The sequence below is a fragment of the Brevundimonas nasdae genome (assembly GCF_019395145.1).
In the GTDB taxonomy this organism is placed as follows: domain Bacteria; phylum Pseudomonadota; class Alphaproteobacteria; order Caulobacterales; family Caulobacteraceae; genus Brevundimonas; species Brevundimonas nasdae.
Genome location: NZ_CP080034.1, coordinates 1,862,922 through 1,874,698, shown reverse-complemented (window position 1 = coordinate 1,874,698; position 11,777 = coordinate 1,862,922). Strand labels below are relative to the sequence as shown.

General features: G+C 67.6%; 9 protein-coding genes and 1 tRNA gene. 4 read left to right on the top strand and 6 right to left on the bottom strand.

The features are described from left to right. Positions 1–175: 175 nt before the first annotated feature. Positions 176–517, top strand: a complete 342-nt coding sequence (gene arsC, locus KWG56_RS09110) for an arsenate reductase (glutaredoxin) (RefSeq protein ID WP_219354512.1) — start codon at positions 176–178, stop codon at positions 515–517. Between the two features lie 6 nt (positions 518–523). Here arsC and KWG56_RS09105 read toward each other — a convergent pair whose 3' ends face one another. From KWG56_RS09105 to KWG56_RS09090, 4 genes are all read right to left on the bottom strand, one after another. Further along, positions 524–4,783 carry a translocation/assembly module TamB domain-containing protein gene (locus KWG56_RS09105; RefSeq protein ID WP_244999714.1) on the bottom strand — a complete coding sequence of 1,420 codons (4,260 nt, stop codon included), beginning with the start codon at positions 4,781–4,783 and terminating at the stop codon, positions 524–526. Next, positions 4,780–6,579 carry an autotransporter assembly complex protein TamA gene (locus KWG56_RS09100; RefSeq protein WP_219354511.1) on the bottom strand — a complete coding sequence of 600 codons (1,800 nt, stop codon included), beginning with the start codon at positions 6,577–6,579 and terminating at the stop codon, positions 4,780–4,782. Before KWG56_RS09100 ends, KWG56_RS09105 begins: the two co-directional genes overlap by 4 nt. Before the next feature lie 81 nt (positions 6,580–6,660). Next, positions 6,661–6,933, bottom strand: a complete 273-nt coding sequence (locus KWG56_RS09095) for a hypothetical protein (protein ID WP_201099411.1) — start codon at positions 6,931–6,933, stop codon at positions 6,661–6,663. 80 nt (positions 6,934–7,013) lie between these two features. Next, entirely contained in the window at positions 7,014–8,087 is a 1,074-nt protein-coding gene (locus KWG56_RS09090) for a CaiB/BaiF CoA transferase family protein (protein ID WP_244999713.1), read from the bottom strand. 96 nt (positions 8,088–8,183) lie between these two features. On the opposite strand from KWG56_RS09090, the gene KWG56_RS09085 reads away from it, so the two are divergent. The 3 genes from KWG56_RS09085 to KWG56_RS09075 all read left to right on the top strand — a co-directional run bounded on the left by KWG56_RS09085 (position 8,184) and on the right by KWG56_RS09075 (position 9,980). Next, positions 8,184–8,260, top strand: a tRNA-Lys gene (locus KWG56_RS09085). 24 nt (positions 8,261–8,284) lie between these two features. Then, complete coding sequence (locus KWG56_RS09080) at positions 8,285–9,151, top strand: ROK family protein (protein WP_219354509.1); 867 nt, start codon at positions 8,285–8,287, stop codon at positions 9,149–9,151. 286 nt (positions 9,152–9,437) lie between these two features. After that, on the top strand, positions 9,438–9,980 hold the full coding sequence (locus tag KWG56_RS09075) for a hypothetical protein (protein ID WP_201099416.1): 543 nt from the start codon (positions 9,438–9,440) through the stop codon (positions 9,978–9,980). Positions 9,981–10,118: 138 nt separating this feature from the next. Here the strand turns inward: KWG56_RS09075 and tgt are convergent, their stop codons facing one another. Further along, positions 10,119–11,231 (bottom strand): tRNA guanosine(34) transglycosylase Tgt, encoded by a 1,113-nt coding sequence (gene tgt / locus KWG56_RS09070; protein WP_219354508.1) that lies wholly within the window; start codon positions 11,229–11,231, stop codon positions 10,119–10,121. Continuing rightward, positions 11,232–11,723 (bottom strand): hypothetical protein, encoded by a 492-nt coding sequence (locus KWG56_RS09065; protein ID WP_236261216.1) that lies wholly within the window; start codon positions 11,721–11,723, stop codon positions 11,232–11,234. It abuts the gene before it with no gap. Positions 11,724–11,777 lie beyond the last annotated feature (54 nt).

Genomic DNA, 11,777 nt, shown 5'->3' with positions numbered 1-11,777 from the left:
TGAAGGCCACGGGTGATGGACAGTGGAAGAATGCACGTCAGTTTGACGTGGGAATGGATCATATCGTGCTGAAATCGGCGGCTCTGGGCCAATATTTTTAAGGAAAAGCGTAGTGGTGCAAGTCGGCTGCGCGGTGGTGTATGTCGCCGTGATACGCCTGAAACAGGAGCCTTGAGTGAGCGCCACTGTCTTCCACAATCCGAAATGCAGCACCTCGCGCAACGCCATCGCCCTGTTGCGTGAGAAGGGCGTCGAGCCGACAGTCGTCGAATATCTGAAGACCGGCTGGGATCGCGCCACGCTGGAGCGGCTGGCGGCCAGAACCGGCGTCGGGATGGCGGGCCTGCTTCGGAAAAAGGAGGCGGACGCCAAGGCCCTGTTGGACGCAGGCGCGGACGATGAGGCGATCATCGCGGCCGCCATCGCCCAGCCCATCCTGATCGAACGCCCTATCGCCGAGACGGCCAAGGGCGCCGTGATCGGCAGGCCCGTCGAGCGGGTGCTCGACGTCCTTTAATCCCGATCAGTGACGGTTCGGTCGGCGGTCGTTGCGCTGACCGGCCTCACGGCTTTCGCGACGCCAGCGGATCGACAGGCTGGTGTCGCCCTGGCCGCCGAACTTGGACGCCACGGCGATGTTGCGGCGCGGCTGCCATTCGACCTTGACCGCAGCCCCGCCTTCGCCGCCGCCGATCACCTCCAGATAGACGTTGTCGGTGATGTAGCGACCGCCTGAGACGGTGACCGCCGAGGCCTCGCCGCCGAAGGACAGGCGGTCCAGGCCCGCCAGTTCGCGCAGGTTGCCGATCACATCGAACCCGCCGCCGCCCGCCAGAGACGCCACGCCCGCCGCCAGCTGCGCCGCCTCGAAGGGCGACAACTGCGAGGCCGAGCGGCCGAACAGCACCTGCGACAGGATTTCGTCCTGGGGCAGGGCGGGGCTGGAGGTCAGGGCGATCTTCGGCTCCGCCGCCGTGCCGGTGACGTCGATGGTGGCGGTCAGGGCCGGGTCCTCGCGCACCGCCTTCAGGTTCAGGCGGATCTGCTTGGGATCGGTCGACAGGGTGACGCGGCCGTCGTCGTCGAAGACGAACCGCTTGCCCGCGAACTCATAGTCGCCGCGCACCACATTGGCCGTGCCGGTCAGCTGCGGCTGGGCGATGGTGCCGCGAACGCGGGCGTTGACGTCGAGGATGACGTTCAGGCCGCGCCCGCTGACCCGCACCTTGCCGCCGGTGGAGCGCAGGGCGATGTCCATGCCGATCTGGGGGCCGCGCTCGCGCGCTTCCTTCTCGACCGGATCGCCGCCGGGGCGGTTGATCTCGACCACGTCCATGGCGACGATGCCGGTGGAGCCGGGAACTTCCGGTTCGATCTTGGCCTCGTCGACATTGATCTGACCGCCCAGCTGGATGTTGCCGTCAGCGCCGCGGACGATCGTGATCGGACCCGAGGCGCGGGCCTGGGCGATGTCGTTGTCGATGACGCGGAACCGGGTCAGCGTCAGTTGAGCGTTGGAGCCGGAGCCCTCGCGCAGGCCTATGCGCCCCTGGCCCGAAACCGTGCCGCCTGATCCGTCATTGGCGGTGAAGGTCTGGATCTGGGCGGTGGTGTCGTCGAAGCTGGTGCGCAGCGTCAGGTCGCCCAGACGCAGGCCGATGGCGTTCTCGCGATAGCTGCCCTGCGACAGGTCGAACCGTCCGTTCAGGCGCGGAGCCTTCAGGGTGCCGGCGATGGTCGCCTGACCGTTGACCTGGCCCGCCAGACTGCGGTCGCCACCCAGGAACAGGTCCCAAATGGGCTGGATCTGGCCGTTGATCGAAACTCGGCCCGACATTTCGCGTGTATTGGCGATGGCCAAACGCAGGGGGGCGGCGGAGGTTTCGACCGGCAGGGTGATGTCGGCGGAGGCCTGGACCGCGCCTTCATCCACGGCGGAGGCCTTGATGCTGAGGCTGTCGCCCGCCAGCGTGGCGTCCACGCGGCCGTTGACCGCCAGACCGCGCGGGGCGTCGATGCTGCGCACGTTCTGCAGGGCGATGTTGGCCGTGCCGGACAGGTCATTGCCTGCGCCCCGCACATTGACCTGACCCGTCGCCGTGCCGCGCAGGTCTGGGGCGATGGAGCCCAGTTCGACGCTGGTCAGATTGGCCTGGATGGAGGCCGTGCGGGCGTCCTGGCGCAGGTCAGCCAGAAGGATGCCGCCGCCGACGCCCAGGTCCAGGTGCGCCGTCTTTTCCGCCCCGTTCAGAGTGACCGAGGCCGGACTGCGGGTGGTGAAGGCCACGTCGCGCACCCGTCCGCCGCCGCGCAGGCTGAGCGAATGGGCGGTGTTCTGGCGAGAATAGACGCCCGTGCCGTTGAACTGGGCCGGATTGTCGCCGCCCACGTCCAGCGCCAGGGTGAAGGGCAGATTGTCCAGCGTGCCGCGTCCCTTCAGGTCCAGGGTGCGGACCATCCACGACTGACCGGCCAGCCGCACATTACGCCCGGTGACGTCCAGAATCGCGCTGTCGGACCCGCCGCCTTCGGTCAGGCGCACGCGTCCATTGGCTTCGCCTGAGGCCAGGAAGGCCCCGGCGCGGGCGGAGAAGGTCATGTCGGCGCTGGAGGGGATGTTGTCGGACAGGGCGATGGCGCCCTGGGCCGTCACGCCGCCTGCGTTCACGTCCACGTCGGTCAGGCGGATGCGCTTGCCGCCCAGGAAGAAGTTCCCGGCGGCGCGGGCGGGACCATAGTTGGAGCCGCTGGTGACAGTGATGCGGCCGTCGGAGGCGTCTGCGCCCTTGCGGAAGCTGAGGATCAGATCGGCATTGGTCAGGATCAGGTCGCCCGCCGTGATCTTCTCGAAGCCGGCGGTCAGGTCGGCGCGGGGCTGGGACAGGGTGCCCGTCAGAGCGCCATTGCCCTTCATGTCGCCCGCGATCTCGACCGGACCGGCGTTGAAGGGACCGCGTGCATTCCAGTCCAGCGCCACACGCAGCTGGCCGGTTGTTTCGATCAGACCCTTGGCCCCGGCGCGGCCCTGTGCGCCGGTCAGTTCGCCGCGATCGACCTCAATGCGGTTGCCGTTCAGCTTGCCTGCCAGCTCCAGACGCGGAGTCTTGCCCAGCAGGCGGTCCAGCTCTTCCATGCCCAGCGTCAGATTGCGGCCGCGGCCGTCGAAGCTGAGCACCCAGGGGGCCTTGGCCTTGCCCAAGGACGAGGCGCGGATCGGCCCGCCGAAGGCACCGCGCGCCTCAGGCATGACGCGGGCGGCGTCGGTCAGTTGGGCGTCGCCGTTGAAGCTCATGCCGCCCAACAGGTTGCGTGAACCCGAGCCGGTCAGGGTCAGGCCCTGGCCCTGCAGATCGACCTTTTTCAGCAGCAGGGCGCCGTCCTTCATGCGGGCGGCCTGCATCTGCAGACGCGGGGCCGCGCCTAGCAGACCGCCGATGATGCCTTCCGCTGCGCCGCCGGTGACGCGGACGTCGCCGTCCAGATCATAGCGCCCGTCCTTGGCCTGAAGGTTCAACGGACCGGCGATGCGGGTGGCGCGGTAGGAGGCCAGATCGGCGTTCAGAACGCTGGCCTGTCCGGTCAGGGTCCAGGCGTCGGCGCCGCCCTTGAACACGCCGGAATAGGCGGTCGGACCTGCGACCTCGGCGCCGACCATGCGGCTGAGCGACGCGATCTCGATGTCCAGCTTGATGCCGGTGGGCGAGGTGTTGTCCTTGGTGCGGATGACGCCGCTGGCGTGCGAGTTGACGTTGTCCGAGATCAGACGCCAGCCCACGCCCTGCAGGTCCTTGTCTGCGGTCGGGACCATGGCGAAGCCGAAGCGGGCCGTGCGGCCGACTCTTGAAATGAAGGGCTCGAGCAGATCCGAGCCGCTGAAGTCGGCGAAACCGGAGACGCGCGCGCCCTTCTTGTCGGTGAACTGACCGTCGACGATCAGGGGAGTGAACTGGCCGGTCTGGACCTTGGCGTGAACCACGTCGGCGTTCAGCACGGCGACAGCCGAGAACGGCTGGTCAGGCGAATAGCCCAGCGCGCCCGCCAGCGGTCCGCCTTGGGCCTCGTTGGCGCGCAGGTTGACGCGCATCTCGCTGAGCTTGCCGCCGATGGAGGCGGCCAGACGCAGATAGTCGCCGGGTCGGTTCAGGCTGTCGGCGTTCAGGTTCACGACCTTGGCGCCTGTGCGCGGGACGCTGGCGTCGCCCGCCAGGCTCCAGCGGCCGTATTCCTTGGAGAAGCCCTCCATCAGGTCGAGCTTGGTCGCGAATTTGTCGATCTTGATCGAGATCGGCATAGGGCCGCCCGGCGGCTCGTCCTTGGCCTCTTCCAGCACGGGGCGGCGGATCACCTGGATCACATCCGCCTGGATGTTCTGGGCGTGCAGGCGACGGCCGAGAAGGGCCGTGTAGGACCATTTCATGCGCAGATTGCGGGCGTCCAGCCAGACGCCTTCGCTGTCGGTCACCGTGATACGGTCGACCGAGAAGTCCTTGAGCACATCGCCCTTCAGCCCATAGACGTGCAGGCGTCCGAAGCGGCTGAGCTTCAGATTCTGCACCAGACCAGAAACGCGTTCGCGCCCGCCGTCGGTGGCGACGTAATGGCGGACGCCGACCAGGGCGACGCCCAGCAGGACGACCAGACCCGCCAGAACGCAGGCGGCGATGACGCCGATCTTCTTAAGCGGCCAGCCGCGCTTGCGGGCGGGCTTCTTCGGCGGCGTGGCGGAAGGCGTGGGCGTTTCGTCCTGCACCGGCGCAGTCTCGGAGGGCGGGATCTCGGTCAAAACGCCTGTCCGATGCTGATGTAGACCTGGAAGTCAGGATCGCCGTCGCGCTTGTTCAGCGGCAGGGCGATGTCGCCGCGCACGGGGCCGAACGGCAGCTTGTAGCGTACGCCCAGACCCGCGCCGTAACGCATGTTGCTCAGGTTCGGCGTCTCCTGGAAGCCGATGGCGCCGGCGTCGAGGAAGGCCACGGCCTGGAAGCTGGCGCCCACGTCGCGGCGCACCTCGAACGAGGTTTCGAACAGCGACATGCCCCCGCGCGGCGTGCCGTCGGGCAGTTGCGGGTTGACGCCCTGATATTGATAGCCGCGCACCGATCCGCCGCCGCCCGAGTAGAACAGACGGTCGGAAGGCACGCTGAGTTCGTTGCCGCCGATGATGGAACCGACGCGCAGGCGTCCGGCCAGCACGGTGCGGCCGTCATTCTGAACCGGGTAATAGGCGGTGGCCTGACCTTCGCTGCGCATGAACAGCACCGTATCCTCGCCCGCCACGGCGGTCGGTTGGATCGAGGCGGCCAGACGCCAGCCCTTGGTCGGGTTCAGCGGGTCGTTGGAGTTGTCCAGATAGGCGCTGGTGCGCACGGTCACGATCGCCAGATTGCGGTCGAAAGAGACCCGCTGGGGCGGCAGGGACGTATAGTCGTAGCGGTTCTCGTTATAGTGGCCCGCGTCCAGACCGATGCCGTAGCTGAAGAAGGACGTCTTGCCGATGCGCTGGCGCAGGTCGGCGTTCAGGACCAGGGCGGCGCGGCGATAGGCGTCGGTGTCTTCGTTCACCACGCCCGCGCCGAGTGTCAGGGTGCGGCCCGGCTTGCGCCAGTGGGGCAGGGACAGGTCAGCGCCGATCCGGCTGTTGATGTCGGCCAGGCGCGCTTCGAGGCGCAGGGTGTCGGCGCGGCCGAAACGGTTGTAGCGGGTCTGGATGACATCGACGCCGACGCCCTCGGCGGTCGACCAGGTGGCGCCCGCCTCCAGAATGCGGCGGGGGCGGTCCTGCAGGCTGACGATGACGGGGCGCAGGCCCTCGGCGGTCACCTGATCCAGCGGCGACAGGCCGACATTGACGCCGTCATAGACGCCGGTGTCCAGCAGGCGGCGCTCAAGCTCGGCGACCAGTTCGGGGTCGTAGCGCTGGCCCTCGGTCCAGGGCGCCAGATTGGCGGCCCACTGCGGATTGGTGCGCCCGCGCGATTCGACCCGCACGCCGTTCAGCAGCACCAGCTTGCCGGAATCGATGCGGTATTCCGGCGCGACGGTGAAGCTCGCGTGATCGACCACGACGCGGCGCGGCTGGGCCACGGCGTCGGCATAGCCGTCGCGGGTGAGGGCGGCGACCAGCCGGCCCTCGCCGGCGATGACATCGACCGCGCGACCGGGATCGCCGGCCTTCAGGCCGATGGCGTTCTTGGCGTCGGCGGCGGACTCCGCGTCCGGCGCGGGGGCCGTCCAGGTGATGGTCGGATCGGTCAGCAGGAAACGGCGGCCCGGCTGGACCGAGACGATGGCCGTGGGGGTGTCGTCACCCTCGACCACATCCTCGACCGTGGACTGATAATAGCCTTCCGAGCGAAGCAGGGCGGTGGCGGATTCGCTGGCGCGGCGCGCCCGACGGCGGGCCTCGAACCGGCTGTCCGGCGCGTCGTCCACCTCTCCGACCGCGCGCTCCAGCGCCCGACGCAGTTCGGTCTCCATGTCGCCGCGGATCTGGGCGCGTTGCTGGTCGGCGAAGGCAGGCAGGGCGCACGCCGACCCTGCGGCCAGGGCGACGAGGAACAGGGAGGGTCTGAACGTCAAGCTTGAACCTTGGTCATCAGCGCTTCGCGCTAGTCATGCCGATGATGCGCCGCCCTGATCAAAGGCGTCGCGTCGGCGGCCTCAGTAGAAGAGGGTTTCGCTGTCCGGCTGGACGGATTGGGCGGATGATTTCTCAGCTGGCGGCAGGGTTTCCGGCGCGGGCGTCGGTGTGGGATCGACGACGTGCGGGGCGGCGACAGGCGCGGCTGATTCTTCGGCTGCGGGGGCGTGGACCTCTTCTTCGACCACAGGCGCCTCGGCGCGGTCGTCTGAGCGCGTCTGGTAATCGTCACAGCTCGCAAGTCCCGACGCACCCAGCGCCGCGACGGCCAGAACGATAGTCATGCGTCTCATCGATAAAGACTCCCCAAGGTCATGACCTTGTTCAACGCCCCCACGTCATAGCTGTTCCATAGCGACGAAAAGGCGTCTGGTCATCTCCAGTTGGCGACAGCCGTCTGAATATCGATGCGATTCGCCGACCCGCCGGGTTCGAGCCGTTCCCCGTCGAAGCGTGGAGCCGTGGCGGGCAGGCCGTCGATGAAGGTCTGCCGCGCCATATTGTGCGGATGGGCGGGGGCTTCCGACAGGCTGAGCACCGGTGTCACGCAGGCCTCGGTCGGGGCGAAATGAGCGACCCACTCGTCGCGATCCCTTGTGGCGAACAGGGCCGCGAAACGCTCATGCTGGGCCGGCCAGCCGGAGACGTCATACTGCGGGGCCTGGGTCGGATCGATTTCAAGTCCCGCCAGCAGGGCCGCATAGAAGCGCGGTTCCAGCGCCGCCACGGCGACAAAGCCGCCGTCCCGGCAGGTGTAGCAGCGATAGAAGGGCGCGCCCCCGTCCAGCAGGTTTGCGCCACGCCGGTCGCTCCACATGCCCTGGCCGCGCAGGGCCTGGAACAGGCCGCCCAGCAGGGCCGATCCGTCGGTCATCGCGGCGTCGACGACCCGTCCGCGCCCGGTGGTCTTTGTCTCGATCAGAGCCGCCAGCACCCCTGTGACCAGCAGCATGGCGCCGCCGCCATAGTCGCCGACCAGATTGAGCGGCGGGCTGGGCGGGCGGTCCGCGTCGCCCATGGCGTGCAGCACGCCGCTGAGCCCGATGTAGTTCAGGTCATGGCCGACTTCATTGGCCAGCGGCCCATCCTGACCCCAGCCCGTCACCCGTCCGAAGACCAGGCGTGGATTGCGGGCGGCCAGCACGTCCGGCCCATAGCCCAGCCGCTCCATGACGCCCGGACGGAAACCCTCGATCACCGCATCGGCGTGGTCGACCAGTTGCAGGATGTGCTCGCGATCCTGCGGCGACTTCAGATCGATCGGCGCAGCGGCCCGCCCGCGATGCAGCACCGCCCCGCCGACCTGATCAAAGACAGCGGCCCCGGCTGATTCCGAACGCGTCAGCCGCAGCACCTCCGCCCCCAGGTCCGCCAGCATCATTCCGGCGAAGGTCACGGGGCCTAAACCGTCGAATTCGAGGATGCGCAGGCCATTAAGTGGTTTCATCCCCAAGGAGTATCTTTGAGCGGGCTTGACCGGAAGAGCGGATTGCAACAGAAGGCGCCCTTCGACGTTTCGGGCCGGTCCCGGACGACGTGCGGTGCGTCCTTAGCTCAGTTGGTTAGAGCATCTGACTTTTAATCAGAGGGTCCTCGGTTCGAGCCCGAGAGGACGTACCATTCCTCCTTTTTCATGGAGCCGCCATGAGCCCGTCAGCCTTCCTTGCGGTTGAGACGGGCGGGACGAAGATCGTCTGGCGGATTGAGGATTCGGACGGCGCCGTGCTGGACGAAGGCCGTTTTCCCAGTGGAAAGCCCGAAGATGTGGTCCAGGGCCTGACGGCGGTTGTCGCTGGGCGCGGGATCGCCGCGTTCGCCATTGCGGGGTTCGGTCCGCTGGTGGTTGATCCCGGCTCGCCAGACTACGGACTGATGCTGGCGACGCCCAAGCCGGGCTGGACGGGCTTCAATCTGGCGAAGGCGCTGGCCCAGCATCTGGATGCGCCCTTCGCCGTGGATACGGACGTCAACGCCGCCGCCGTCGCAGAGGCGCGGCTGGGGGCGGGCAGGGGCGCGCGGGCTGTCGCCTATGTCACCGTCGGCACCGGAATCGGCGGCGGTCTTTATGTCGAGGGACGTACCCTCAAAGGCGCGCTGCATCCCGAGATCGGGCATCTGTTCGTGCGTCGGGCCGCGGGCGACGCCCAGCCCGGCCTGTGCCCCTTCCACGGAGACTGCATCGAGGGAATGGCGGCGGGCCCGGCGGTGCAGGCGCGTCTGCAAGGGCGGCGACTGGAGGATGCGCCTGAGGTGATGGGCCATGTCGCCGATTATCTGGGCCAGCTGGTCGCGTCTCTGGTGTTCGCCTGGGCGCCGGACCGCATCGTTTTCGGCGGCGGCGTCATGTCCACGCCGGGCATGCTGGCGCAGGTCGAGGCGGCGGCGCGGCGGTCGGTGGCGAACTATGGCTCGGCCGTGATCATGGGCGACGGCCCTTATCTGGCCGCGGCGTCTTTGGAGAACGCCGGGCTGGAAGGCGCCATGCTGATGGCGCGTGATCTGAAAGCCTGAGCCCGTCTGGAACGACGCGGTTCTTTCTGCGTTACCGTTTCGAGACGAATATGCGGCGGCACGGCGTTTTTCCGCTTGTGGAAAACTCTGCAGATCGCAGTCTCATCGGCAAGGACGCAAAAGCGAATCAAGGACGTTCATGGCACGGCAGGAAACTCCCCGCGCATCTCGCCTGGCGATAGGTCTGGCCATCGGCCTGATCTTCAGCCTGGTTGCCTGGGCGGTGGCTGCGGCGGGACTTATTGAACTGCTTTGATCGCCGTTCACGGCGTGGTTTAAGCGCCGCATGAAGCGTATTCTAATTCTTGTCGCGACGGCTGCGACCCTGGCCGGCTGCAACGCCGGGCGGTCCGCGATGGGCGGGGCCGAACAGGTCGGCGCCGGTTTCGGCGCGGCGGTGACGGCGCCTCTGGACGACCTGAACCTGCGCGCCCAGCCGATACCGATGGTGCTGCTGCAGGCGGAGTCGAATCCCTATGACCTGCGCAATCTGACCCATTGCACCACTATCGCCGCCGAGGTGGGACGGCTGGACGAGGCCCTCGGCCCCGATACGGACGAGCCGCCCAGCCAGGACGGCTCCTACCGCAGCGAACAGGCGGCGGATGCGGCGGCCAAGGCCACGCTGGACGCCATTCGCGGCACGACAACCGACTTCATTCCGGGCCGCAGCTGGGTCCGCCGCCTGAGCGGCGCCGAACAGCACAGCCGCCACGTCCAGTCCGCCATTCAGGCCGGACGGATGCGCCGCGCCTTCCTGAAAGGCATCGGCATGCAGCGCAACTGCAACCCGCCTGCATCGCCCAGCTGGTTCCGACCGAAGAAGTAGGGCTTACCGTCATCCGTCATCCTCGGGCTCGACCCGAGGATCAGATGGGCCGCCGCAGGTGCGACGACTGTGACGCACAGCCCGACCTTGGCTCGATCCTCGGGTCAAGCCCGAGGATGACGGTTTAGGAAAGGGCGCCTACCCGTTCGACGTATGCCGTACGTGGAAGTCGCGGCGGAACTGTTCGAAACGACCCTCGGAAATCGCCGCCCGCATGGCCGCCGTCAGGGCCTGATAGAAGGCGATGTTGTGCCAGCTGAGCAGCACCTTGCCGAGGATTTCGTCGGCGCGGATCAGGTGGTGCAGATAGGCTTTTGAATATTGCGACGACGGGCCGTCGATGGTCGGGTCCAGCGGGTCCTCATCCTCGGCGAAGCGGGCGTTCTTCAGGTTCAGCGGGCCGTCCCAGGTCCAGGCCTGACCGTGGCGCCCGGCGCGCGTCGGCAGGACGCAGTCGAACATGTCCACGCCGCGATACACCGCCTCGACCAGATCGACCGGCTTGCCCACGCCCATCAGATAGCGGGGGCGGTCCTTGGGCAGGAACTCGGGCGCGTAATCCAGCACCTCGCACATGGCCTGATGGCCTTCGCCCACGGCCAGGCCGCCGATGGCGTAGCCGTCAAAGCCGATCTCCTGAAGCTGTTCCGACGATTGGCGACGCAGATCCTCGAAGGTCGAGCCCTGCTGGATGCCGAACAGGGCCTGATGTTCGCGCTCGCCGAAGCGGGCCTTGGACCGGGCGCCCCAGCGGATCGACAGCTCCATCGCCTTTTGCGCGGCGGGTTTTTCGGCGGGCCACGACACGCACTGGTCCAACTGCATCGAGATGTCGGCGCCGATGCGGTCAGCCTGGATCTCGATGGAGCGTTCCGGCGTCAGGACGTGTTTGGAGCCGTCGATATGGCTGGAGAAGGTGACGGCCTCTTCCTTGACCTTGGAAATCCCGGCCAGGGACATGACCTGGAAACCGCCGCTGTCGGTCAGGATCGGCTTGTCCCAGCCCATGAACCTATGCAGCCCGCCCAGACGCTCCATCCGCTCGGGACCGGGGCGCAGCATCAGGTGATAGGTGTTGCCCAACAGGATGTCGGCGCCCGTGGCCTTGACCTGATCCACCGTCATCGCCTTGACCGTGGCGGCGGTGCCGACGGGCATGAAGGCGGGCGTGCGGATGTCGCCGCGCGCGGTTTTCAGGACGCCGGTGCGGGCGCGGCCCTCGGTGGCGGAGATAACAAAGGGGAAGGGCATTCAGGCGATCAGTCGTTCAAGCTGCTCGACCCGCACCAGATCCTTGGGGCGGCCGAACAGGCGGTACAGGGCGATGTGATCCCGGACGTCCGGGATGAACAGGGGGGTGTCGTCGATGAAGACCTGACGCCGCGAAGTAAAGCCTGCGGGCCGCCATTCGGCGCCGTCGCGCACCTCCAGATCGGCCATGACCTCGATCATGATCAACTGGTCCGGGGCGCGGCCGAAGACGGCGGAGCGGAACAGACCCTCGCCCGGATCGACCACCACATCACCGCCCAATGCGGCCAGCAGGATGCGGGCGTCGCGCGGGCTGCACATGACGTCGATGTCGGGGACATGCAGATCGGTCAGGCCGTAAAGCGCCATGGCGGCGCCGCCGAAAATCCACCAGGGATCGCGCAGATCACGCGCGGCCTCGCCAATGGCGATCAGGCCGCCGCGCAGGTTGGAAGGCAGGTCATCGTAAGGTTCGGGCGTCTGGGTTTCCATCAGAAGACAGGATTTAGGGGTTTGAGGCGCGATTGGCCACAGGCGCAGCCGTTC

Coding starts and splice junctions, on each gene's coding strand:
- KWG56_RS09065 (WP_236261216.1), bottom strand. CDS start 11,723: ATGGAAACCCAGACGCCCGAACCTTACGATGACCTGCCTTCCAACCTG.
- KWG56_RS09095 (WP_201099411.1), bottom strand. CDS start 6,933: ATGAGACGCATGACTATCGTTCTGGCCGTCGCGGCGCTGGGTGCGTCG.
- tgt (WP_219354508.1), bottom strand. CDS start 11,231: ATGCCCTTCCCCTTTGTTATCTCCGCCACCGAGGGCCGCGCCCGCACC.
- KWG56_RS09075 (WP_201099416.1), top strand. CDS start 9,438: ATGAAGCGTATTCTAATTCTTGTCGCGACGGCTGCGACCCTGGCCGGC.
- KWG56_RS09090 (WP_244999713.1), bottom strand. CDS start 8,087: ATGAAACCACTTAATGGCCTGCGCATCCTCGAATTCGACGGTTTAGGC.
- KWG56_RS09080 (WP_219354509.1), top strand. CDS start 8,285: ATGAGCCCGTCAGCCTTCCTTGCGGTTGAGACGGGCGGGACGAAGATC.